Consider the following 21,742-nt stretch of genomic DNA (forward strand, 5'->3'; position numbering starts at 1 on the left):
CCCGCCGGCCCGTCATCGCCGGTCGAAGCTGCCCGGTGAAACCTTGCGGGGGAAAGCGCCCGCACCCATATGCCGTGATGTCGGGGTGCCGTAAGGGCCCCGGCGGGCGCGGCCGGATAGGTGCGCGCCCGGCAATGCAAAGTCGCTTGACGAGGGCTTTGACCGATGTCGCGGATGTCTTCGTTGTCGTCCCCCTTTCTCCTGGGGTTCGACGAGGTCGAGCGGGCGCTCGACCGGGTGGCCAAGAGCACGGACGGTTATCCTCCCTACAATGTGGAGAGGATCGAAGCCGCCGGAGAGCCGCTACGCCTCAGGATCACCCTGGCGGTGGCGGGCTTCACGGCGGACCAGCTCGAAGTCACCCTCGAAGAGAAGGAGCTGACCATCCGGGGCCGTCAGGCCGAGGATGGGCAGGGCCGCATCTTCCTGCACAGGGGCATCGCCGCACGGCAGTTCCAGCGCACCTTCGTTCTTGCTGAGGGCATGAACGTGATGGGCGCGGAGCTGACCAACGGCCTCCTGTCGGTGGATCTGGTTCGTCCCGAACCCGCTCGCCACGCCAAGCGCATCGACATCGTCTCGCGCCCGTAAGGGGCGGCGATGCCGGCGTTGCCAGGAGTGAGGAGTAGAAGCGAATGACACACGACACCGAACACACCATCAGCCCCGAAGCCCTCGCCATCCTGGGAGGCGGGCAGATCGCCTATGTGCGCTCGATCCGGTCCGAGGAGGTGCAGGCGCTCTTCCCGCAGGCGCCGGAAATCGCGCCGGGGATGACGCTGTTCACCCTGCACGCGGCCGATGGCACCCCCATCATGCTGACGGACAGCCGCGAGGCCGCGCTCGCCAACGCCATGGAACACCAGCTGGTGACGGTGAGCGTGCATTGAGCCAGGGCTGCGGGAGAGGGCGCAGGTCGGCGGCCGGTTTCGAATCGCCGCCGGCCCTGTGCGCACGCAGATCGGGGAGACGCGGCCGAATCAGGCCGCGTTGGAGGCGGAAGCTGCCGTGAGCAGTGAATGCATGGCGCCCGCATCCCGCGTCGCCCGCAGCTTTTCCACCACGTCGGGATCGCGCAGCATCCGCGCCACCCGGGCCAGGGCCTTCAGATGGTCCGCCCCGGCGGCTTCCGGCGCCAGCAGCAGGAACACGAGGTCCACCGGCGCCCCGTCGAGGGATTCGAAATCCACGGGCTTCTCCAGCCGCGCGAATAGCCCGAACAATTTGCCGAGGCCCGGCAGCTTGCCGTGGGGAATGGCAATGCCACTGCCCACGCCGGTGGAGCCCAGGCGCTCGCGCTGGAGCAGGGTTTCGAAGATTTCCCGCTGATCGCGGCACATCAGCAATCCGGCCTGTTGCGACAGTTCCTGGAGTGCCTGTTTCTTGCTGCTCGCCCGGAGCATGGGGAATACCGCGTTCGGGGCGAGAAGGTCGGCGAGAGGCATGGATCGGATCCCTGCGGCGAGCGGCCGAGGCTCGAAAAGCGGCGGACGCAAGAGCCGGATTCGTCGCGACGGGGCAGCCGGGCGGCCCCATCGCGACGTCGGATCCGTCTCCGTTCAACATACGGGAGGCATCCCCTGCCCGGAGGTCGAACACTCGGCCTCCATCTAAAGGGAATGCGCCCCAGTCTCAAGACGCGCCCGCGCGGGTGCTTCCACCCTTCAGTGGAGTTCTTCGGCCGCCGGGTCGATCCAGCCCACATGGCCGTCGGGCCGGCGGTACACGACGCTGACGCGGCCGTGCCCGGCATGGCGGAACACCACCACCGGCGCGCCGGTAATGTCCAGCTCCACCACGGCATCGGCGACCGAGAGCGAGCGCAGCCGCGTCACCTGCTCGGCGACGACGGTGGGGCTCCAGCCTTGGAGCTCTTCTTCCGTCTCGGTTTCCGGGGCGCTCAGCACATAGCTCTGGGCGGAGAAATCCGCGCCGTTGCCCATGTGGCCGTGGCGATCCTTCAGCCGCTGCTTGTAGCGTCGCAGGCGCTTCTCGATCTTCTCCACCGCCGAATCGGCGCATGAATTGGCATCCTGGGCACTGCCGTGCGCCTGGAGATTCACGCCCGAATCAAGATGGAGCATACATTCGGAGCGGTAACCGGAGCCATCACGAGAGACGGTGACGTGTCCCGACCATCCGCCATCGAAGTATTTGGCGAGAACTTCGGAAACCCGCTCGGTGAGACGCAGGCGAAGGGCTTCGCCCACGTCGATATTCTTTCCGGACACGCGTAGGGCCATGCGATTTGATCCCCTTTGAACGGGCCCTTGTCTGAACCCGTTCTGCATTACAAACCGGCCGGCCATACAAGTGGTAGGAGTGCTTCGCCGGCATGTCAACGGAGACGCGGGCCCTGCGTCACCGCTCCGGGGACGGCGCCCGCCGGCCCGCCGGCGGTGCAAGCACGGGCGTGGCCGCGGCCGGCCCGGCTGCGGTGCGCGTCAACCCGCCTTGCGGGACAGGCCGGGCAGCATGCGCGACAGCACCCCGTCACGCTGCACGATGCCGTGCCAGAGGCCGGCGCCCATGTGCAGCAGCAGCAGTGCGGTCATCAGAATTCCCAGCCGCTGGTGCCAGTCGCCCAGGAGGTCCGAGAGGGCCTCGTCCTTGCCCACGAGGTTCGGCAGGCTGAACAGGCCGAACACATTCACCGTGGCGCCATAGGCGGAGGAGGTGAGCCAGCCGAGCACGGGCATCACCAGGATCAGCACGTAAAGGGCGTAGTGCACCGCCTCCGCCACGCGCCACTGGATCAGGGGCAGGCCGTCGGGCCGGCCGGGCGGCGGAACCAGGATGCGCACCGCCACCCGCACCACGGCCAGGCACAGGATGAGGAAGCCGATGGAGCGGTGCAGGTCGAAGAAGCGGTCCTGCGCCGGCCCGGAGGGCAGGTTCATCATGATGAAGCCGGCGGGAATCACGCAGATCACGAGCAGGGCCATGATCCAGTGGAGCCACCTAGCCGGTGGCGCGTAGGGGTGTATCTCGGGGCTGGCTGGGCTGGGCGTCATCGGGCGTGGTCTCCCTTTCCCCCTGGAGCGCCTCCCTTTGCCGCACACCGGCGCGGCGGAGGTCGCATTCGAACAGCACGTCGCCATCCGGGAAGACATGCACCCGGGTGGGCGGCCGCAGGGCGTCGGCCAGATTTTCGCATTCTTTGCGCTCCAGGCCGATCCGGCCCGCCCCGAGGATGACCGGGGACACGAAAACGTGAAGCACGTCCACGCAGCCGGCATCCAGGAACGCCGCCAGCGTGCGCGGGCCGCCCTCCACCAGGATGCGGGCAAAGCCCTGCCCGGCAAGGGCGGAAAGGATCATCGACGGGGCGAAGGCGCCATCCGGGCCGAGGGGCAGCTCCTCCACCCCCTCCGCCAGGGGGCTGCGCGTGCCCTGCCGCCGCACCACCACGCGCCGGGCGCCGTCGGGCCGGAAGCAGCGGGCGGCCGGGTCCACCCGCCCGGAAGGGTCCAGCACCACCCGTGCCGGGCTGCGCCCGGGCACCCGGCGGACGCTGAGCCAGGGGTCGTCCGCCGCCACCGTGCCCGCCCCCACCACCACCGCATCCACCTCCGCGCGCAGCGCATGGAGATGGTCCAGGGCGTGCGGGCCATTGATATATTTGGATTCTCCCGAGGTGGTGGCGATCCGTCCGTCGAGGGATTGACCAAGCTGGGCGATCACGAATGGCCCGGCATCCTTGCAAGGACGCGCCGGCCTCTCCACCTGCCGGGAAGCGGGGGAGGTGGGCGTCCTGCGTCCTGCGCTCGTGTCATCCATCGGTCGGTGCCCGCCGTAAAGCCTGATGCATATGGTGCAGGAACGCTCAATACCCGCAGTTTGTTACGCACCGGCCACGCGTGCGGATCGCTTGTCCCCCCGGGGCCGGTTGCCGTCGCGCGCCGTTCTCCCGGCTCATCGCCCCTGAGAGGACCCTCATGTCGCTTCTGGTTGACGGCCTCGGCCTTGGACGCCCCTCCGGTGAAGTCGCGGTGGAACGGGCGTTGTCGGAAGTGCGCGCGGGCCGTGGCGTGCTCGTGGAAGGGGATGATGCGGCGGTCCTGGTGCTGGCCGCCGAGACCTTCGACGCCGGCGCCGGCGCCGCCCTGCAGGCCCTGGGGGCCCGCGCGGCGCGGCTCGTGCTGCCGGCGCCGCGTCTCATGAAGCTGGGCGCGCCGCGGCCCCATGCGGGCGTGGTGGCGCTGCCGCAGCTCGATGCCGCGCGCATCGCGGCCCTCGCCCTGCGCATGGATGCCAGCGTGGATGCCCCGGTGGCGCCGGCCGGCGCCCTCGATCTGGCGGCACTGGAGCTTCTGGGCCTCGCTTTGGCCCTGCCGGCGGCGGTGGTGGCGGTGCTGCCGGACGAGGCGCTGGCGGGGGTGATGCGGGTGCGGCAGGCGCAGGTGATGGGCTATCGCGCCTCGCAGGTGGCGCGGCTGCGCATCGTCGGCCGCGCCCCGGTGCCGCTGGAAGGCGCGGTGGAGACCGAATTCGTGGTGTTCCGCGGTGGCGAGGGCCTGCGCGACCAGGTGGCCATCGTGGTGGGCCGGCCCGATCTTGCCGCCCCGGTGGCCGTGCGCCTGCACTCCGCCTGCCTGACCGGCGATCTGTTCGGCTCGCTGAAATGCGATTGCGGCGACCAGCTGCGCGACACGGTGCGCCACATGGCCCAGGGGGAGGGCGGCATCCTGCTCTATCTGGACCAGGAAGGCCGGGGCAACGGCATTTCCAACAAGATGCGCGCCTATGCCCTGCAGGCCCAGGGCTTCGACACCTATGACGCCGATGCGGCGCTGGGCTTCGACCTGGACCAGCGCCGGTTCGATTTCGCCGCGGTGATGCTGCGCCAGCTCGGCGTCGGCGCGGTCAAGGTGCTCACCAACAATCCGCAGAAGATCGCAGCCCTGCGCGCCGGCGGGCTCGACGTGGTGTCCGACCAGCGGGTGCTGGGCCGGCCCACCGCGGAGAATGCGCGCTACCTCGCCTCCAAGCGCGACCGGGCGGGGCATTACATCGACTTCGAGGCCCTCGTTGCCAGCGCCCCGGACTGAGGCGGGCCGGCGCGGCGCAAGACACCGGTTGTGTCGTTGCATCGAAACGATTTAATACCCCACCGGAAACGCGCAAGACAGGGAGCGGGGATGATGAAGGCTGGAAGGAAGATCGCCATCGTCACGGGGGCGGGAACGGGCGTGGGGCGCGCGGTGGCGGTGGCCCTGGCCGAGGCCGGCTATGGGGTGGCCCTTGCCGGGCGGCGCCCGGAGGCGCTGGAGGAGACCGCCGCCGCCATGCCGGCCGCCGACACCCTGTGCCACCCCACCGACGTGACCGACCCGGATTCGGTCCGCGCCCTGTTCACGGCGACGGTGGAAAAGTTCGGCCGGCTCGACCTCCTGTTCAACAATGCCGGCACCGGCGCGCCGGCCATTCCCATGGAGGACCTCACCTTCGCCCAGTGGAAGCAGGTGGTGGACACCAACCTCACCGGCCCCTTCCTGTGCACGCAGGAGGCGTTCCGGGTGATGAAGGCGCAGACCCCGAAGGGCGGGCGCATCATCAACAACGGTTCCATCTCCGCCACCTCGCCGCGGCCCTTCTCCGCCCCCTACACGGCCACGAAGCACGCCATCACCGGCCTCACCAAGTCCACCTCCCTGGACGGGCGGGCCTATGACATCGCCTGCGGCCAGATCGACATCGGCAATGCCGACACCCCCATGGCGCAGAAGATGAAGGCGGGCGTGCCGCAGGCCGACCTGTCCATCAAGGTGGAGCCGGTGATGGATGTGGCCCATGTGGCCAGCGCGGTGGTCTACATGGCCAGCCTGCCGCTGGATGCCAACGTGCAGTTCATGACGGTGATGGCCACCAAGATGCCCTTCATCGGCCGGGGCTGAAGGGCGGCGGGCGCCGGTGCGCCCGCCCGCCGTGGCGCGTCAGCGGATGAACTGGTCCACATAGTCCGCGCCCAGCCCGCAGGCGGCATAATGGGCGCGGCACTTGTCGATGCGGGTGAAGACGTCGTCGAAGCCGGTGACGGCGCCGTCCGGGTCCACGTAGATCATGGTGCCGTTCACCTGGAACAGGGTGATCATCTCCTCCACGTGGGGGTCCACCACCAGCGTGTGGGTTTCGCCCGGCGCCTCATAGACATAGCCGCCCTCGCGCGCCTCCCAGTCATGCTCCAGATAGCGCCAGGAGCCCTTGATGACATAGCCGTGCACCGGCTGCGGGTGGCGGTGGCGGGAGAGCACGCCGGCGCGGCGCACCCTGAGCACGCTCATCCAGTAGCCCGAGGAGGCGGAGAGCAGCAGCGGGCGGAACCACACATTTTCCTCTATGGGCACGAACACCCGCTCGTCCTGCGGCACCGCCGCGGCGATCACCAGCTCCGGGTGGGCCTCGGCCGGCTGCGGCCTGCGATAGGGCTGCCAGCGTTCGTCGATGGTCGTGGCTGCGCGCGGCTCTGCGTTCGTCATGGTCGTTCCTCCCGTTTTGTCCGCCTCCGCCGCCTGCGCCGCGAAGGCCATTGTTCGTCCGCTGCCGCCTCACGCTGCCGCACGCACGCCCATGGCGCCGCGGGCCACCTGGGCGATGCCTGCCGCGTCCAGCCGGTAATGGGCGTAAAGATGGGTGGGCGGGGCGATCAGGCTGTATTCATCATAGATGCCATGGCGCACCAGGCGCACCCCCACACCCTCCTCGGTGAGCACTTCCGCAATGGCGCTGCCGAGGCCGCCCAGCACGTTGTGTTCCTCCACGCTCATCAGCACCCGGGAGCGCCCGGCCGCGGCGAGGATGGCGGCGCGGTCGATGGGCTTGATGGTATGCATGTCCATGACGCCCACGCTGTGGCCCTGCGCGTTCAGCGCCCGCGCCGCCTCCAGCGCCGGATGCACGGTCATGCCGCAGGCGATGATGGTGAGCTCGTCGCCCTGGAAATGCGCGATGGCCCGGCCGAAGGCGAATGGCGCGTCGGCGCCGTACACATCCGGCTCGCGGCCGCGGCCGATGCGGAAATAGATGGGCTCGGGATAGGCGGCGGAGGCCTTGATGGCGGCGGCGAGCTGCGGGCCGTCGGCCGGGGAGACCACGGTGAGGTCGGCGATGGCCCGCATGGCGGCGATGTCTTCGGTGGCGTGGTGCGAGGTGCCGTAGAAGCCTAGCGAAATGCCGGTGTGATGGCCGATGAGCCGCACCGGCTGGGCGCAATAGGCCACGTCCATGCGGATCTGCTCGCAGCACAACAGGCCGAGGAAGGAGGCGAACGTGGCCACATAAGGCTTCAGCCCAGTGGTGGCGAGGCCGGCGGCGGCGGTCACCATGTTCTGTTCGGAGATGCCGAACTGGATGTAGCGGTCCGGGTAGCGGCTCGCGAACTTGCTGAGGCCGTTGGAATATTGCAGGTCGGCGGAGCCGGCGACGACGGGCTCGCCCGCCTCTGCCAGCGCGATCAGGGCGTCGGAGAGGTGGCTGAGGCCGGGGGTGCGGGCGTTCAGCTCGCGATACTGCCAGGAATTGGGGGAGAGGGGCCGGTTCATGGTTCAGATCTCCCGGGTCATGATTTCTTCCACCGCGCGGGCGGCGTCGGACGGGTCGAGATAGCCGAGGTGCCAGCCGGGCTCGGTCTCCATGTAGGAGACGCCCTTGCCCTTCAGGGTGCGGGCGATGATGCAGCAGGGCCGGGTGCGCGCCTCGTCCGCCTTCACCTGCCGCAGCAGGGTGGTGAGGGCGTCGAGGTCGTGGCCGTCCACATTGTGCACCTCCCAGCCGAAGGCGCGCCATTTCTCGTCCAGCGGCTCGATGCCCATCACGTCGTCCACCGCGCCGTCCAGCTGGAAGCCGTTGCGGTCGATGATGGCCACCAGCCGGGAGGCGCGGTGGTGGGCGGCGGAAAGCGCGGCCTCCCACACCTGCCCCTCCTGCATCTCGCCGTCGCCCAGCATGACGAAGACATGGAAGGGATGGTTCAGCATCCGCCCGCCCAGGGCCATGCCGAGGCCGGCGGAGAGGGCATGGCCGATGGAGCCGGAGGAGAAGTCGATGCCCGGCACCTTGCGCATGTCCGGGTGGTCGCCCAGCGGATTGCCCAGGCGGGTGTAGTTGTCCAGCGTCTCGCGGTCGATGTAGCCGTATTCGGCGAGGATGGGGAACAGCCCCACGGCGGCGTGGCCCTTGCCCATCAGGAAGCGGTCGCGGTCGGCCCGGCGCGGGTCGCCCCGGGTGATGTCCATCACGTCGTAATAGAGCGCGGCGAAGATTTCGGCGGCGGAGAAGACGGAGCTGTAATGCCCCACCTTCGCCACCTCGATCAGCCGGATGGTTTCCAGCCGCACGAAGCGGGCCTTCTCCCGCAGCATGGCGAGGGTTTCCGGCGTTGGCCGGAAATTAGAGGCCCGGTGCGCGGGTTGCGGCGGCAGGGTCGGTTCGCGTGCGCTCATGAAGGCTCTCAGGTTTTCCGGCGTGGGGCCGGACGGGCCGGGACATCAGGCGGCCGGGGGCCGCTCCCTCTTCTGTCTAATAAAATATGATATATCATTTGTCCATGGCGTCCGGCCGGGGGTCGGTGATTCATCTGCCGGGCTTTTCCACCGCAGCGCAGCGGTGGACGGGGGTGTCGCCCCGGGGACCTATCAGCGATACTGCCGGCGGGGTTCCAAGTGTGCCTTGCCTCCCATCAGTCATACACGATATATCATATTATAATTGGACGCCGCAGGGGAGGGGCCCGAGCGCCCGCCGCGCGGATCAGGGAGACGGGAATGAAGGTCTTCGGTGCGCCGCGGCGCTATGTGCAGGGCCAGGGCGCCCTCGACCTCCTCGGCACGGAACTCGCGCGCCTCGCCGGCGACGCCGTGCTGGTGGTCGATCCGGTCATCGACGATCTCTATGGCGCGGGCATGGACGCCAGTTGCGCCGCGGCCGGCGTCCGCCTGCGCCGCCTGCGGTTCGGCGGGGAAACCTCGCCGGCCGAGATTGACCGGCTCGCCGCAGCCTGCGCCGACGCGCCCGTGCCTCTGGTGGCCGCTGCCGGGGGCGGCAAGTGCATCGATGCCGGCAAGGCGCTCGCCAACCGCCTGAAGGCGAAGGTGGCCACCATTCCCACCATCGCCTCCACCGATGCCCCCACGAGCCACAATTACGTGCTCTATGACGATGCCCACCGGCTGCTTGCGGTGGAGAAGCTGCCCGCCAATCCCGATCTCGTGCTGGTGGATACCCAGGTGATCGCGCAGGCGCCCCGCCAGCTGTTCCTGGCCGGCATCGGCGATGCGGTGGTGAAGGTGTTCGAGGTGGAGCGCTGCGTGGCGGCGAAGGGGCGCAACGTGTTCGGCGCCGATCCCGCCTATTGCGCCCTCGTCCTGGCCCGCGGCTGCTACGACATCCTGCGCAGCCACGCCGCCGCCGCTCTCGCTGCGGTGGATCGCCGGCAGGCGGACGACGCCCTCGACCTGGTGGTGGAGGCCACCGTCCTCATGAGCGGCCTCAGCTTCGAGAGCGGCGGCCTCTCCATCGCCCATTCCATGACCCGCGGCATTTCCGCCGTGCCGCGCTACGCCCGGCTGCTGCACGGGCTGGAAGTGGCCTATGGCGTCCTGGTGCAATTGGTGCTGGAGGAACGCGACCCCGCCTTCCTCGCCGACCTTGCCGGCTTCTACGACAGCATCGGCCTGCCCACGAGCCTTGCCGCCCTGGCCGGCGCCTCGCCCGATGCGGAGGAGGCGCGCCTGATCGCCGAGCTGACCCTTGCGGCGCCCCATGCCCGGCATTTCCCCCGGCCGCTCGATGCGGCGGAGGTGGTGCGCGCCATCTTCGCGGTGGAGCGCGGCCTTGCCCCGGCGCCGCGGCGGGGCGTCGCCATACGTGATTGCGCCGTATGATATATGCTGGATCCATGTGCTGGTGAAATGTCGATGGGAGCCATGGCGGAGCTGCGGCAGGTCGAGAAGGAAAATCTTTCGGCGCGGGTCTACGGCCGCATCCGAAGGGCGTTGATCGACGGGCAGTTCGAGCCCGGAGAGCGGTTGCGCATCTCCGCCCTCGCCGCCGACCTCGGCACCTCCATCACCCCGGTGCGCGAGGCCATCTTCCGGCTGGTGAGCGAGCAGGCGCTGGAGATGAAGGCCGCCACCGCCATCCACGTGCCCATGCTGGACAGCGCGCGGCTGCGCGAGATCCAGCTCGTGCGCGCCATGCTGGAAGGCGCTGCCGCCGAACGTGCGGCCCAGCGCATCACCGACCGGCAATTGCGCAGGCTGGAGACGATCCAGGAAGAATTCATCGAGGCCGCAGCCTCAAATCCCAAGAAAGCGAGCCTGAAGAACCGCGACTTCCATTTCGCTCTGCTGGAGATCGCCGATCTTCCGCTGGTGGAATCCATCGTGGAGAACATGTGGACGCTGATGGGTCCGCTCCTCAGCGTGTTCCACGCCACCATGCCGCCGCGCCAGATCGCCGGCGAGGACCACCGGCACTATGACGTGCTGGCGGCGCTGAAGGCCCGCGATCCCGCCGCCGCCCGCCGGGCCATCCAGCAGGATATCGAATGGGGGCTGGTGATGGCCGATTGGCTGGACCGGCAGGCCCAGGCGCCCGCCGGCAAGGGCAAGCTCGCCTCCCTGGTGGCGGAATAGAGCGTTCAGTCGGGGCCTCAGGCGATGCCGTAGCCGCCGTCCACGGGGATGATGGCGCCGGTTACATAGGCCGCCGCGGGCGACAGGAGGAACCCCGCCACATTCGCCACGTCCGCCGGTTTTCCCCATCTTTGCAGGGGGATGCGGGACATGATGGCGCCCGCGCGCTCGGGGTTCTGCAAAGCGCCAGCGGACAGGCGCGTCTCGATCCATCCCGGCGCCACCGCATTCACGCGGATGCCCTCGGCGGCAAAGGCCACCGCATGGGAGCGGGTGAGCTGGAGGATGGCGCCCTTGCTCGCCGCATAGGCCGGGTTCCGCCCGGAGCCGAAATAGCTCCACATGGAGGCGGTGTTCACCACCGCCCCGCCGCCGGCCGCCAGCGCGGCGCGCAGCGACAGGGTCATGAGGTTCGAGGCGTTCAAATTGACGTCGATGACGCGGGCGAAACCTTCCGGCGTCAGTTCCTGGCCTTCATGCAGGATGATGCCGGCGCAGTTCACGAGGCCCGACAGCTTCGGCAGGTTCGCGCTCAAGGCGGCGACGGCGGCGGTGTCGGTCACGTCCAGCTGCGTGAACCGGACGGCTTCCGGCAGGTCGTCGTCCCGGTCGCGCCCCACCGCCAGCACCGCCCATCCCTCGCCCGCCAGATGCTCGGCCACGGCCCGGCCGATGCCGGTGCCCCCGCCGGTGATGACGGCGAGCCGTTCGCGCGTGTCCATGTCGTCTCCTCAGGTGCTGCTGCGGGCCCGTTGCCGGGCCTGTTGATGGATCGGGCGGATGGGACCCGCCCCGGGCTCACAGCCCGAGATAGCTCGCCCTCAGGTGGTCGTCGGCGAGCAGCTCCTGCCCGGTCCCGGAGAGGGTGACCACCCCATTTTCCAGAACATAGCCGTGATCCGCCATCTCCAGAACCTGGAACACGTTCTGCTCGATGATGAGGATCGTCAGGTCGCGCTCGCGGATGCGGGCGATGCTCTCGAACAGGCGGTCCACCATGATGGGGGCAAGGCCCAGGGAGGGCTCGTCCAGCGCCAGCACCCGTGGCAGGGCCATGAGGGCGCGCCCCACCGCCACCATCTGCTGCTGCCCGCCGGAGAGGGTGCAGGCATTCAGCGCCTGCCGCTCGCGCAGGATGGGAAAGAGGTCGAACACCTCGTCCAGGGTTTCCTCCCGCCGCTCCCGGGCGCGGCGGTTCTGGGCGCCCACCAGGAGGTTTTCGCGGATGGACATGTCCAGGAACAGCTGCTTGCCCTCCGGCGACTGCACGAAGCCGCGCGCCACGATGCGGTGGGGCGGCAGGCCCGCCACGTCCTCGCCGTAAAGGCGCACCGCGCCGCGGCGGGGGCGGATGAGGCCGGAGATGGTGCGCAGCAGGGTGGACTTGCCGGCCCCGTTGGCGCCGATGAGGGCGACGATGGAGCGCGGGGCCAGCTTCAGATCAATGCCGCGCAGCACGTCCTGTTCACCATAGCCGGCCCACAGGTCGGTGATCTCCAGGGCGGGGGGCGCTGCGTGCCCAGGCGCGTCATGGGCGGGGGCTTCGCGCACCGCCGCATCATGTATGGGCTTGGGCATAGCGCTCTCCGAAATAGGCCTTCAGGACATCCGGCTGGTTCACCACCTCCCGCGGCGGGCCATCGGCGATGAGCTTGCCGTAGTCCAGCACGATCACCCGGTCCGACAGGCCCATGATCACCTTCATCACGTGCTCCACGATGAGGATGGTGATGCCGAGGTCGCGTACCCGGCGCACCAGGGCCACCATCTCCTGGGCCTCGGTGGGGGTGGCGCCGGCCACCACCTCGTCCATCAGCAGCAGGCGCGGGCGGGTGGCCAGGGCGCGTCCCAACTCCAGCTTGCGCCGGTCGAAGGCGGTCAGGTCCTCCGCATCGGTGGCGGCGCGCGGCCCGAGGCCGAGGAAGTCCACCACCTTCTCCGCCTCGGCGCGGGCCTCGTGGCCGGAGGCGGTGCGCACGAAGGCGCCCACCATCACGTTTTCCACCACCGAGAGCCCGCCGAACGGCTTGGAGAGCTGGAAGGTGCGGGCGATGCCCATGCGGCAGATGTCCCACGGCCGCCGCCCGGCGATGTTCTCGCCCCGGAAGCGGATGGCGCCGGTGTCGGTGCGGATGGCGCCGGCGATCATGTTGAAGGCGGTGGTCTTGCCGGCGCCGTTGGGGCCGAGCAGGCCGAGGATCTCGCCCTCCTCCATGTGGAAGGAGAGGGTGGAGACCGCCTGGACGCCGCCGAAGCGCTTGGAGATGCCTTCCACCTCGAGGATGCGGGGGCGCGTCATTGTCCGCGGGCCTCCTTGGCCTTCAGCGCCCGGGCGCGGCGGGCGGGGTCGGGGGTCAGCCAGCGGGTGAGCGGGGCGATGATGCCCTTGGGGAAATAGAGCACCGCCAGCATCAGCACGATGCCGTAGATGACCAGGTGGAGCCCCAGCACCTGGCCGCCGAGGGAGGAACGCACCAGTTCCCCCACCGGGTGCAGCACCAGGGCGCCCAGCGTGGGGCCGAGGATGGTGCCCTGACCGCCCACGATGGTCATCACCGCCATGTCGATGGACAGGTCGATGCCCATGTTCCGCTCCGGGTTGATGTAGCGGAAGAGCTGCGCGTAATAGGCGCCGCCGATGCCGGTGAGGAAGGCGGAGAGCGCCAGCGCGGCGAGGCTGTAGCGGGTGGGGTCGATGCCCAGCGCCTCGGCACCGTCGCGGTTGCCGCGGATCGCTTTCAGGTAGAAGCCCAGCCGCGAGCGCTCCATGAGCGCGGTGGCGGCCATCACCACCAGCAGCAGGGCGAGGATGATGTAGTAATAGGGCAGTTTTCCGTCGAACTGGAACGCCGCGAAGCTGGTTCCCCCCACCGGCGGCACGGTGAGGCCCTGCGCCCCCTTCAGCGGAATGCCGAGGACGTCGTCCGTATTCTCCAGCCAGATGCGCAGGATCTCGGCGAAGGCGATGGTGGTGAGGGTGAAGTAGGGCCCCTTCAGCCGGAAGGTGGCATAGCCGACGGGCACCGACACCGCCGCCGCCAGCACGCCGCCGAGAATCATCCCGACCCAGGGCGAGAGGCCGGCCTGGGTGAACAGCAGCACCGTGGCGTAGCCGGCGATGCCGGAGAAGGCCGCATGCCCGAGGGAGACCTGCCCCACATAGCCGCACACGAAGTTCCAGGACGACGCCATGTAGGCGAAGTAGAGCACCATGGCGGCCGAATGCACGACATAGCTGTCGGCCACCACGAAGGGCAGCACAAGGGCGCCCGCCAGGAGCGGCAGGCCGAGGGTGAGGGTTGCGCGCATGGATGGACCCGTGCCCCCGCTGCTCACGCCCGGCCCATGAGGCCCGCGGGCCGCATGAGCAGGATCACGATGAAGAGGCCGAAGGAGAAGATGGCCGCCGAGGTGGCGGTGACGAACTGGGAGGCGACCGATTCGAACACGCCCAGAAGCAGCCCGCCGAGGATGGAGCCCGGGATGGAGCCGATGCCCCCCAGCACCACCACCAGGAACGACTTGATGCCGAACGACAGGCCGATGGTGGGGGTGATGGAGAAGAACGGCACCAGCAGCGCTCCGAACAGGCCGAGCACGGCACAGCCGAGGCCGAAGGTGATGTTGTAGACGCGGGGCACGTTGATGCCCGACATGGCCGCCGCATCGCGGTTCTGCGCCGTGGCGCGGATGGCCCGTCCCATGTCCGAATGATTGAGCCAGAAGGACAGGGCGACGGCGACGAGGATGGCGGCGGCAAAGCCGATGAGCCGGGCAAGGTTGATGGGCAGGCCGGCCACGAAGAGGGATTCGTAGGTGATGTCCGTGGTCACCGAGCGCACGTCGGGGCCGAAGGCCATCAGCACCGCGTTATCCACCACCAGATAGACGCCGGCGGTGAGCAGCAGCGCGCTCGTGGGTTCCACCACCAGCGCCCGTTCACGCCGGATGAGGGGCGAGATGACCACCTGCTGCACCATGTAGCCCACGGCGAACAGGAACGGCACGGTGACGAGGATGCTGGCATAGGGATGCACGCCGAAGCTCGCCCAAAGAAGATACGAGCAATACATGGCCAGCATCAGGAAGGAGCCGTGCGCGAAATTGATGACGCGCATGACGCCGAAGATGAGGCTGAGGCCAAGGGCGACGCCTCCGTAGATTCCGCCCAGCAAGAGGCCGTTGATGACGGCGAACGAGAGGGTCAACGGGTCCATGGGTCCACCTCTGGGGCTGTGCTGAGGGGTCGGGACGGGAGCGCGACGGCGCGGCGGGGATGGCCGGCGGCGGGGCCGGCCATCCCGGTTGGGGCTCGTGCGCCGCGGGGCCGCGGACGGCTTAGAGCGCGATCCGATCAAATGGACTCAATTTGATCGGTGAATCGCCCGCTCACTTAAGGATAGAGAACGCGTTATCCGACCAGCTTGCGGTGCAAGCTGATCGGATCGTGCTCTAGCGCGCCGACCAGTCCGGCACCGGCCACACCGGCTTGGTGTCGTCCGCCCGGTTGGCCGCCGGCCACACCGTGCGGCGCTCGCCGCCGAGGTTTTCCGAGATCACCCCATGGGCGAAGGTGTTCTGCCCCTGGTCGTCGAACTTGATGCGCTGGTAGCCGATGATGAGCGGCATGCCGGCGCTGATGTCGGTGGCGGCCAGCGCGTCGCGGATCTTCTCGCGGTCGGCGGAGGCGGCGCGCTCCAGCACGTCCTTGATGATGTAGACGTTGGAGACCCCCTGCGCCCCGTAGGAATTGAGGTCGTATCCGGCCTGGGCCTTGAACCGGGTGTTGGCGTCCAGCACCAGGGGGTTCTTGTCGGTCTTCAGCCGGTCGATCTGCCAGTCTTCCTGCACGAACAGGTAGTCCACCGCCTTCTGCGGCACGGCCTTGTAGAAGGACGGGTCTTCCGAGCCGCCGCCTACCGAATGGAGGCCGTAGGGAATATTGATCTTGTTCTCGAAGAACTGGCGCGTGAACAGGAGGTGGTCCGGCGTATAGGCCACCACGATGAGCGCCTCGGGGCGGCTGGAGCGGATCTTCAGCAGCTGGGCGGTGAAATCCACCTGGTTCGGCGGGAAGCTTTCGTCGAGGGTGATCTTGTAGCCGCGCTCGGCGGCGATCTTCTTGATGTTGGCGGCGTGGGAGCGGCCCCAGTCGGTGCCTTCATAGAACAGGCCGATATTGACCGGTCCCTTGCCGGTCTCCTTCTTCAGGAGATCCATGGCGTCGAGCTGCTCGCGCGCATCGTAGGTGGCCTTGTTGTTGGGCCGGAACACATATTTGAAGCCGCGCTCGGTAATCTCGTCCTTCACCGCGCCGGTGACGATCCATGGGGTCTTGTAGCGCTCGGCCACTTCCGAGGCGGGAAAGGTGACGGCGCTGTTGTAGGCCCCCACCAGCAGCGACACGTTCTCACGCTGGATCAGGCGCTCGGTCTCGGAGGCGCCGATATCGGGCTTGGACTGGCTGTCGGCGAAGATGAGCTTCAGCTTCGCCCCGCCGAGGGCGGAGATGCCGCCGGCGGCATTGATCTGCTCCGCCGCCACCTGGGCGCCGAGCTTGGTCTGGTTGCCGATGGTGGCCGAGCCGCCCGACAGGGGCAGGACAAAGCCCACCACCACGTCCTGCGGCTGGGCCGCCGCCGGTGCGATGCCGAAGGTTGCCGCCGCCGCGAGCGCGAGCGTCCCGCCCAGAATATGCCGGATCATCATCCCTCCCATGGGTCGTCTTATTAGTATGTATGATATATGATGTTTAGTGACGGCAGAGTCAAGCCGGCTTCGCCGCCGGATTCCGGGGGGCTGGTGACGGGGGCAGCCCGCCCGGTGCTCAGTCGCGGATGAGGGTTCCCGGCGTCACCTGGAAGCGCTCGGCCTCGATGAGGCCGGCGAAGGCTGAGGGGTCGGCGCCGGTCATGAACACCTGTGCCCCCAGCCGGTCGAGGGCTTCGAACAGGCCCTGGCGGCGGGCGGCGTCGAGATAGGCGGCCACGTCGTCCAGCAGCAGCACCGGAGACAGGCCCTGCATGGCCGCCACCAGCCGGGCATGGGACAAGGTGAGGCCGATGAGCAGGGATTTCTGCTCGCCGGTGGAACAGCGCGCCGCCGGCAGGTCCTTCTCTCCATGGCTCACCGACAAATCGGTGAGGTGCGGCCCCTCCAGGGTGCGGCCGGCCGCCCGGTCGCGGGGGCGGTTGTCGCGCAGCAGGGCGCGGTAGCGGTCTTCCACCTCCAGCGCCGGATGGGCGGCCAGAAGCCGCTCCACCGCCCCGTCCAGGGCCACCTGGGCGAAGGGGAAGGGGGAGGCCTCGTCGCGGTGGGCGGCGATCTCGGCCGCAAGCCGCGCCACCGTCTCCAGCCGCGCCGCGGCCACCGCCACCGCCAATTCCGCCACCTCGTGCTCCACTGCGTCGAGGAAGCGGGCGGACCCGTTCTCCTCCAACAGCCGGTTGCGCGCCCGCAGCGCCCGTTCCAGCCCGTTCACCCGGGTGCCGTGGGCGCCGTCCACCGCCAGAACCAGCCGGTCCAGGTAGCGCCGCCGGTCGCCGGGCGGGCCGAGGAACAGGCCGTCCATCTCCGGCGTCAGCCACAGCACCTTCAGATGGTCGAGGAAGGCATTGGCGGAGGCCACGCCCTCGCCGTCGATGCGGCAGCGCCGCTGGGGCTCCTGGGCGGCATCGAAGCCGGTGCCGAGGCGCACCTCGCCCAGCGCGCCGCACACGAGGGCCGACACCGCCCACGGCGCCGCCTCTCCGCCGCCGGAGCGATGGCCCGCCTCGCCGAGCTGGGCCCGGCGCAGGCCGCGGCCGGGGGAGAGGAAGGAGAGGGCTTCAAGGACATTGGTCTTGCCCGCGCCGTTGGGCCCGGTGAGCACCACCGGCCCCTGGCCCACGCGGATCTGCGCCGCCCGGTAGGAGCGGAAGCCGGTGAGGGTGAGCTTCAGGACGGCGGCGTGCAGCATGGTTCCTGCGGCGAAGGTGTGGCCGGCGTCCGCGCCGGCGCTTCGGCGGGGGCGGGCGGGCCGCGGTTCTCGACCGGCGCCCGTCGGTTGCGCCCCGTGGGGCCACCCCGGCGCTGCGCGGGCCGGAGCCGGGACCCGCACAAGGCCGGCCCCCGGCCGCCGGGCCTTACACCCGCATGGGCATCAGCACGTAGAGCGCATCGGTCTTGGTGGAATCGCGCACCAGGGTAGGCGAGCCGGGATCGGCCAGCTTCAGCTCCGCGGTGTCGCCTTCCAGCTGCGAGGTGATGTCCAGGAGGTAGCGGGAATTGAAGCCGATATCGAGGGGCTCGGCGGCATAGTCCACCTCCAGCTCCTCGGTGGCGCTGCCCGAATCGGGATTGGTGACGGAGAGCGTCATCTTGCCCTCGGCCAGCGACAGCTTCACCGCCCGCCCGCGTTCGCTGGACACGGTGGACACGCGGTCCACCGCTGCGGCGAATTCGTCCTTGTCCACGTTCAGAATCTTGTCGTTGCCCTGGGGGATCACCCGGCCATAGTCGGGGAAGGTGCCGTCGATGAGCTTGGAGGTGAGCACGATGGCCCCCACCTGCACCCGGATCTTGGTGGCGGACAGGGAGATGGTGACTTCCGCCTCCTTGTCCTCCAGCAGCTTCTGGATCTCGGCCACGGTCTTGCGCGGCACGATGACGCCGGGCAGGCCGGCGGCGCCGGCCGGCGCCTCCAGCTCGGCCTGGGCGAGGCGGTGGCCGTCGGTGGCCACCGCCCGCAGCATGGACTTGCCGCCGGCGCCCTCGGTGACATGCAGGTAGATGCCGTTGAGATAGTAGCGCGTCTCCTCGGTGGAGATGGCGAACTGGGTCTTGTCCACCAGGCGGCGGAACTCGGCACCCTTCAGCTTGAAGGTATGGGAGAAGTCGCCGGCGGCGAGGTCCGGGAAGTCGGCCTCGGGCAGGGTCTGGAGCTGGAACCGCGCGCGGGAGGCGCGCACCGTCAGCGTGCCGCGCTCGCCGCCGGCCTCCAGCTGCACCTGGGCGCCCTCGGGCAGCTTGCGCACGATGTCGTAGAGCACGTGGGCGGGCACGGTGGTGGCCCCCGCCTGCCCGGTCTCCGCCGGCACGCTCTCCACCACCTCGAGGTCGAGGTCCGTGGCCTTGAGTTCGAGCCCGCTCTTGCCGGCCTTGATCAGCACGTTGGCGAGAATCGGGATGGTGTTGCGCCGTTCGACGACGCGGTGCACGTGGCTGAGCGACTTGAGAAGCTCGGCGCGCTCGACGGTGACCTTCATGGTCCTGGCCCGTTCACTCTCGCTCTGAAGCGGCCCGGCCGGCGGAGAAGGGTCCGGCCGGCTGGTCCGCCTCGAATTCAGGAATGGAGAGCGTGGACCCGCTCGCCCGCCGCTGCGGTTGAACGGAACGCGCTCCAGGGTGGCAAGTCGCGCGGCGACGCGAGGATCACCGCGCGGGCGCCCGCCGACACGGGCACCGGGCCGCCGACATTGCCGCCCAACCCACCCCAAGGCAAGGGTTGGATGCGATTTTGCCGGCGGAACGCCGCCCGAAAACGCGTGATGCCGCCCCGTGGGTGGGGCGGCATCACGCGGCGGCGGTGTTGGGCGGGGAGTCAGGCTTCGAGCACGAGCCGCTTCAGCACTTCGATTTCCTCCGCCAGCGCGCGATCGGTGGCCACCAGCCCGTCGATCTTGCGCACCGCGTGGAGCACGGTGGTATGGTCGCGCCCGCCGAACCGCCGGCCGATTTCCGGCAGCGAGCGCAGGGTGAGGGTCTTGGCCAGATACATGGCGATCTGCCGCGGCTTCACCACCGTGGCGGTGCGGCGCTGGGACAGCAGATCCGCCCGCGTCACGTTGTAATGCTTGGAGACGATGCGCAGGATGTCGTCCACCCGCACCCGCTTGGGATCGGACGGGCGGATGAGGTCCTTCACCGCGTTCTCGGCCATGTCCAGGGTCACCGGCTCGCCGGTGAGCTGGTTGAAGGCCAGAAGCTTGTTCAGCGCGCCGTCCAGGTCGCGGCCGCTCTGGCCGACGCTGCGGGCCAAAAATTCCAGCACCGGGGCGGGCACGGCGAAGCCGCGATGCTGCTCCGCCAGGGTCTGGTAGCGCGACTTGAGGATTTCCAGCCGCAGGTCTTCCTCCAGCGGGCCGACCTCCACCACGAGGCCGCCGGCCAGGCGCGAGCGCACCCGCTCGTCGAGATGCTCAAGGTCGCCGGGCACGCAATCGGCCGCCACCACCACCTGCCGCCCGCCGTCGAGCAAGGCATTGAGGGTGTGGCAGAACTCCTGCTGCAAATTGTTGCCCTTCAGGAATTGCAGGTCGTCGATCACCAGGGTGTCGATGGTGCGCAGGGTGTCCTTGAAGGCGATGGCCGAATGGGCCTTCAGCGCGGCGACGAAGCCGTACATGAAGCGTTCCGCCGTCAGATAGGTGGTGCGCCGGCCATGCGCCGCGCCGGCCCGCGCCACCGCCTGCAAAAGGTGGGTCTTGCCGAGGCCCACGGCGGCATGGAGATAGAGCGGGTTGAACACCGGGTTCGCCTCGCTGGAGGCTTCCGCCACCTGCCGCGCCGCCGCGTGGGCGAGGGAATTGGACTTGCCCACCACAAAGGTTTCAAAGGCCAGGCGCGGATCGAGCGGGGAGCCGGTGGAGACGTCGCCGGCGGTGCCGAGGGCGGTGGCGGACTGAATCTCCCGCTCGGTGCGGGTCTCCTGGGAGCGGGTCTCCTGGGCGCGCGCCTCCTGGGAACGGGTCTCCTGGGAACGGCCCTCATGGCTCCGGCCGTCCTGCTGGCGCGCCGCGGCCGCCTTCGCCGGGCCGGCCTCGGTGCGCTCGCTCACCACCTCGCGCGGGGCGTTCGCCTTCAGCGGCACGGGGCGGGCAAAGGCATTGCGCAGGGCAAGGTCGATCCGCCGGCGGGAGCCGGTTTCCTCGGCGAAGATCTCGGTGATGCGCGGCAGGTAATTGTCCTGGATCCACGCCTTCAGGAAGCGCGTGGGCACCGAGAGGCGCACCACGTCGGCGGTGAGGGAATCAAGGTCCATGCGGGCGAACCAGCTGGTGAACTTCTCCTCGCCGATCTCTTCGCGCAGACGCTGCCGCACGCGCTCCCACGGGGTGGTGGCGCAATCCATGCCGTTCGCCTCCGCAAGAGCAGGCTGAAAGGAGGCCGTCCCGGAGCGCGGGGCATCCGAGGAAAGGGGTTTGAGCATAGCGGGTTCGACCGCCCCAAAGGCGGTTCCCTGGTTGTGCTGCCAAAGCCGTTCGCGCCCGCGAGGGCTGCGCGGCCTTGTTGCTGGATGTGGGTTCGGGTCGGGCAGGGGATGGTCGGCAACGGCGCCGACGGCGTCAGCGCATCTTCATGCGCGGTCCCTGATGCCTCGGATCGGCGGGGCGAAGGGCTCGACCCGGGAGCCAAAGCTCCGGGCGGCCCGGACAAGGCACGGATAGGCCGGGGTGAAGCTCAAGAGCGCTGCGTCCACTGCCACATAAGTGCCTGAAGTCATAGCCGCCCCATTTCCGCCGACGAATGTCATCGACGGCGCATAGAATTAAGCAGGTTCTTGTTTGTTCTCAAACGCGCTCAGAGTCGGACCTGATGTCCACTCTCAGCATAGCTGCGCCAAATGCCAGTTACGCGTGCGCAGGGTGCGGCCGATCAGGAGAGTGTCATGAACAAAAACGGTCACGATACGTCCTCTCCTCATCCACGAAGGCCGTGAAATCTTCATTGTTTCGGTGGACCCCGGTGTCGCTCCCGGAGTGAGGTTGAACATACACAGCGCCTTTGGGGGGTGCAACGCCTTTCCCCCGGGGCGTGGGATAGCGGGGGCAAGCCGGATTTCGGCGGGCCCCCGACAGGGGTTTAGTTCAGCCGGCAAACCTCTGTCTCCACAACGAGATTCAGGGTGTCAAGGGGGCTCAATTCCGCGCCATCGGCGGTTCCCGCAGCAATATCAAAATACCGCCAGGAAGAGGCCGCCGTGATGCCTTCTAAAGCCTTTGCCCATAACCTCTTCAGGCTGATGTGCTTTTTCTGAGCGGTCAGCACCCCTGCAAAAGCCACGCTTCAGGACATCCGGGAAGGTCGGGGCTTGACGGCGGAGAGGAATCGCACAAGCCACGCGCCCG

General features: G+C 68.9%; 23 protein-coding genes. 6 read left to right on the forward strand and 17 right to left on the reverse strand.

Translation table 11 applies throughout. The features are described 5' to 3' along the window. Positions 1–165: 165 nt before the first annotated feature. Positions 166–591 (forward strand): Hsp20 family protein, encoded by a 426-nt coding sequence (locus ACI7BZ_RS05295; RefSeq protein ID WP_414116142.1) that lies wholly within the window; start codon positions 166–168, stop codon positions 589–591. 44 nt (positions 592–635) lie between these two features. Next, on the forward strand, positions 636–890 hold the full coding sequence (locus ACI7BZ_RS05300; RefSeq protein ID WP_414116143.1) for a BQ00720 family protein: 255 nt from the start codon (positions 636–638) through the stop codon (positions 888–890). Positions 891–980: 90 nt separating this feature from the next. Here the strand turns inward: ACI7BZ_RS05300 and ptsN are convergent, their stop codons facing one another. The 4 genes from ptsN to ACI7BZ_RS05320 all read right to left on the reverse strand — a co-directional run bounded on the left by ptsN (position 981) and on the right by ACI7BZ_RS05320 (position 3,684). Continuing rightward, a complete protein-coding gene (gene ptsN / locus ACI7BZ_RS05305; protein WP_414116144.1) occupies positions 981–1,445 on the reverse strand; it encodes a PTS IIA-like nitrogen regulatory protein PtsN in 465 nt (154 codons plus the stop codon). Between the two features lie 219 nt (positions 1,446–1,664). Continuing rightward, entirely contained in the window at positions 1,665–2,243 is a 579-nt protein-coding gene (gene hpf / locus ACI7BZ_RS05310) for a ribosome hibernation-promoting factor, HPF/YfiA family (RefSeq protein ID WP_414116145.1), read from the reverse strand. A gap of 201 nt (positions 2,244–2,444) precedes the next feature. Beyond that, positions 2,445–2,945 carry a cytochrome b gene (locus ACI7BZ_RS05315; RefSeq protein WP_414116146.1) on the reverse strand — a complete coding sequence of 167 codons (501 nt, stop codon included), beginning with the start codon at positions 2,943–2,945 and terminating at the stop codon, positions 2,445–2,447. A 16-nt stretch (positions 2,946–2,961) separates the two neighbouring features. Beyond that, positions 2,962–3,684 carry a RibD family protein gene (locus ACI7BZ_RS05320; RefSeq protein ID WP_414116147.1) on the reverse strand — a complete coding sequence of 241 codons (723 nt, stop codon included), beginning with the start codon at positions 3,682–3,684 and terminating at the stop codon, positions 2,962–2,964. A 254-nt stretch (positions 3,685–3,938) separates the two neighbouring features. On the opposite strand from ACI7BZ_RS05320, the gene ribA reads away from it, so the two are divergent. Both ribA and ACI7BZ_RS05330 read left to right on the forward strand, forming a co-directional pair. Then, entirely contained in the window at positions 3,939–5,051 is a 1,113-nt protein-coding gene (gene ribA / locus ACI7BZ_RS05325) for a GTP cyclohydrolase II RibA (protein WP_414116148.1), read from the forward strand. Positions 5,052–5,144: 93 nt separating this feature from the next. Next, complete coding sequence (locus ACI7BZ_RS05330) at positions 5,145–5,897, forward strand: SDR family oxidoreductase (protein WP_414119094.1); 753 nt, start codon at positions 5,145–5,147, stop codon at positions 5,895–5,897. A 39-nt stretch (positions 5,898–5,936) separates the two neighbouring features. Here ACI7BZ_RS05330 and ACI7BZ_RS05335 read toward each other — a convergent pair whose 3' ends face one another. The 3 genes from ACI7BZ_RS05335 to ACI7BZ_RS05345 all read right to left on the reverse strand — a co-directional run bounded on the left by ACI7BZ_RS05335 (position 5,937) and on the right by ACI7BZ_RS05345 (position 8,441). Next, positions 5,937–6,479 (reverse strand): 2,4'-dihydroxyacetophenone dioxygenase family protein, encoded by a 543-nt coding sequence (locus ACI7BZ_RS05335; RefSeq protein WP_414116149.1) that lies wholly within the window; start codon positions 6,477–6,479, stop codon positions 5,937–5,939. A 69-nt stretch (positions 6,480–6,548) separates the two neighbouring features. Next, entirely contained in the window at positions 6,549–7,541 is a 993-nt protein-coding gene (locus ACI7BZ_RS05340) for a transketolase family protein (protein WP_414116150.1), read from the reverse strand. Between the two features lie 3 nt (positions 7,542–7,544). After that, entirely contained in the window at positions 7,545–8,441 is an 897-nt protein-coding gene (locus ACI7BZ_RS05345; protein WP_414116151.1) for a transketolase, read from the reverse strand. 321 nt (positions 8,442–8,762) lie between these two features. Here ACI7BZ_RS05345 and ACI7BZ_RS05350 point away from each other — a divergent pair, with 321 nt between their 5' ends. Beyond that, entirely contained in the window at positions 8,763–9,881 is a 1,119-nt protein-coding gene (locus ACI7BZ_RS05350; RefSeq protein WP_414116152.1) for a glycerol dehydrogenase, read from the forward strand. A gap of 42 nt (positions 9,882–9,923) precedes the next feature. Beyond that, positions 9,924–10,634 carry a GntR family transcriptional regulator gene (locus ACI7BZ_RS05355; RefSeq protein ID WP_414116153.1) on the forward strand — a complete coding sequence of 237 codons (711 nt, stop codon included), beginning with the start codon at positions 9,924–9,926 and terminating at the stop codon, positions 10,632–10,634. Between the two features lie 17 nt (positions 10,635–10,651). Here ACI7BZ_RS05355 and ACI7BZ_RS05360 read toward each other — a convergent pair whose 3' ends face one another. The 10 genes from ACI7BZ_RS05360 to ACI7BZ_RS05405 all read right to left on the reverse strand — a co-directional run bounded on the left by ACI7BZ_RS05360 (position 10,652) and on the right by ACI7BZ_RS05405 (position 21,677). Then, the gene (locus tag ACI7BZ_RS05360) at positions 10,652–11,356 is read right to left on the reverse strand and encodes an SDR family NAD(P)-dependent oxidoreductase (RefSeq protein WP_414116154.1); all 705 of its coding nucleotides are present in this window, start codon (positions 11,354–11,356) and stop codon (positions 10,652–10,654) included. Positions 11,357–11,432: 76 nt separating this feature from the next. Continuing rightward, entirely contained in the window at positions 11,433–12,212 is a 780-nt protein-coding gene (locus ACI7BZ_RS05365; RefSeq protein ID WP_414116155.1) for an ABC transporter ATP-binding protein, read from the reverse strand. Continuing rightward, a complete protein-coding gene (locus ACI7BZ_RS05370) occupies positions 12,193–12,933 on the reverse strand; it encodes an ABC transporter ATP-binding protein (RefSeq protein ID WP_414116156.1) in 741 nt (246 codons plus the stop codon). The genes ACI7BZ_RS05365 and ACI7BZ_RS05370 overlap by 20 nt, the downstream gene beginning before the upstream one ends. After that, on the reverse strand, positions 12,930–13,943 hold the full coding sequence (locus tag ACI7BZ_RS05375) for a branched-chain amino acid ABC transporter permease (RefSeq protein WP_414116157.1): 1,014 nt from the start codon (positions 13,941–13,943) through the stop codon (positions 12,930–12,932). Before ACI7BZ_RS05375 ends, ACI7BZ_RS05370 begins: the two co-directional genes overlap by 4 nt. A 23-nt stretch (positions 13,944–13,966) precedes the next feature. Next, positions 13,967–14,851 carry a branched-chain amino acid ABC transporter permease gene (locus tag ACI7BZ_RS05380; RefSeq protein ID WP_414116158.1) on the reverse strand — a complete coding sequence of 295 codons (885 nt, stop codon included), beginning with the start codon at positions 14,849–14,851 and terminating at the stop codon, positions 13,967–13,969. 235 nt (positions 14,852–15,086) lie between these two features. After that, the gene (locus ACI7BZ_RS05385; RefSeq protein ID WP_414116159.1) at positions 15,087–16,340 is read right to left on the reverse strand and encodes an ABC transporter substrate-binding protein; all 1,254 of its coding nucleotides are present in this window, start codon (positions 16,338–16,340) and stop codon (positions 15,087–15,089) included. Positions 16,341–16,461: 121 nt separating this feature from the next. Beyond that, the gene (gene recF / locus ACI7BZ_RS05390; RefSeq protein WP_414116160.1) at positions 16,462–17,592 is read right to left on the reverse strand and encodes a DNA replication/repair protein RecF; all 1,131 of its coding nucleotides are present in this window, start codon (positions 17,590–17,592) and stop codon (positions 16,462–16,464) included. Positions 17,593–17,758: 166 nt separating this feature from the next. Then, on the reverse strand, positions 17,759–18,880 hold the full coding sequence (gene dnaN / locus ACI7BZ_RS05395; protein WP_414116161.1) for a DNA polymerase III subunit beta: 1,122 nt from the start codon (positions 18,878–18,880) through the stop codon (positions 17,759–17,761). Positions 18,881–19,215: 335 nt separating this feature from the next. Beyond that, positions 19,216–20,745: a chromosomal replication initiator protein DnaA gene (gene dnaA / locus ACI7BZ_RS05400; protein ID WP_414116162.1), complete on the reverse strand. Its 1,530-nt coding sequence runs from the start codon at positions 20,743–20,745 to the stop codon at positions 19,216–19,218. Positions 20,746–21,476: 731 nt separating this feature from the next. After that, positions 21,477–21,677, reverse strand: coding sequence for a hypothetical protein (locus ACI7BZ_RS05405; RefSeq protein WP_414116163.1), 201 nt, complete (start codon positions 21,675–21,677; stop codon positions 21,477–21,479). Between the last annotated feature and the right edge of the window lie 65 nt (positions 21,678–21,742).

This window comes from Xanthobacter sp. AM11 (assembly GCF_047444035.1).
Lineage (GTDB): Bacteria > Pseudomonadota > Alphaproteobacteria > Rhizobiales > Xanthobacteraceae > Xanthobacter.

Coding starts and splice junctions, on each gene's coding strand:
- dnaA (WP_414116162.1), bottom strand. CDS start 20,745: ATGGATTGCGCCACCACCCCGTGGGAGCGCGTGCGGCAGCGTCTGCGC.
- dnaN (WP_414116161.1), bottom strand. CDS start 18,880: ATGAAGGTCACCGTCGAGCGCGCCGAGCTTCTCAAGTCGCTCAGCCAC.
- ACI7BZ_RS05300 (WP_414116143.1), top strand. CDS start 636: ATGACACACGACACCGAACACACCATCAGCCCCGAAGCCCTCGCCATC.
- ACI7BZ_RS05350 (WP_414116152.1), top strand. CDS start 8,763: ATGAAGGTCTTCGGTGCGCCGCGGCGCTATGTGCAGGGCCAGGGCGCC.
- ACI7BZ_RS05295 (WP_414116142.1), top strand. CDS start 166: ATGTCGCGGATGTCTTCGTTGTCGTCCCCCTTTCTCCTGGGGTTCGAC.
- ACI7BZ_RS05375 (WP_414116157.1), bottom strand. CDS start 13,943: ATGCGCGCAACCCTCACCCTCGGCCTGCCGCTCCTGGCGGGCGCCCTT.
- hpf (WP_414116145.1), bottom strand. CDS start 2,243: ATGGCCCTACGCGTGTCCGGAAAGAATATCGACGTGGGCGAAGCCCTT.
- ACI7BZ_RS05340 (WP_414116150.1), bottom strand. CDS start 7,541: ATGAACCGGCCCCTCTCCCCCAATTCCTGGCAGTATCGCGAGCTGAAC.
- ACI7BZ_RS05355 (WP_414116153.1), top strand. CDS start 9,924: ATGGCGGAGCTGCGGCAGGTCGAGAAGGAAAATCTTTCGGCGCGGGTC.
- ACI7BZ_RS05365 (WP_414116155.1), bottom strand. CDS start 12,212: ATGCCCAAGCCCATACATGATGCGGCGGTGCGCGAAGCCCCCGCCCAT.
- ACI7BZ_RS05380 (WP_414116158.1), bottom strand. CDS start 14,851: ATGGACCCGTTGACCCTCTCGTTCGCCGTCATCAACGGCCTCTTGCTG.
- ACI7BZ_RS05335 (WP_414116149.1), bottom strand. CDS start 6,479: ATGACGAACGCAGAGCCGCGCGCAGCCACGACCATCGACGAACGCTGG.
- recF (WP_414116160.1), bottom strand. CDS start 17,592: ATGCTGCACGCCGCCGTCCTGAAGCTCACCCTCACCGGCTTCCGCTCC.
- ACI7BZ_RS05360 (WP_414116154.1), bottom strand. CDS start 11,356: ATGGACACGCGCGAACGGCTCGCCGTCATCACCGGCGGGGGCACCGGC.
- ACI7BZ_RS05315 (WP_414116146.1), bottom strand. CDS start 2,945: ATGGCCCTGCTCGTGATCTGCGTGATTCCCGCCGGCTTCATCATGATG.
- ACI7BZ_RS05345 (WP_414116151.1), bottom strand. CDS start 8,441: ATGAGCGCACGCGAACCGACCCTGCCGCCGCAACCCGCGCACCGGGCC.
- ACI7BZ_RS05385 (WP_414116159.1), bottom strand. CDS start 16,340: ATGATCCGGCATATTCTGGGCGGGACGCTCGCGCTCGCGGCGGCGGCA.
- ACI7BZ_RS05330 (WP_414119094.1), top strand. CDS start 5,145: ATGAAGGCTGGAAGGAAGATCGCCATCGTCACGGGGGCGGGAACGGGC.
- ribA (WP_414116148.1), top strand. CDS start 3,939: ATGTCGCTTCTGGTTGACGGCCTCGGCCTTGGACGCCCCTCCGGTGAA.
- ptsN (WP_414116144.1), bottom strand. CDS start 1,445: ATGCCTCTCGCCGACCTTCTCGCCCCGAACGCGGTATTCCCCATGCTC.
- ACI7BZ_RS05370 (WP_414116156.1), bottom strand. CDS start 12,933: ATGACGCGCCCCCGCATCCTCGAGGTGGAAGGCATCTCCAAGCGCTTC.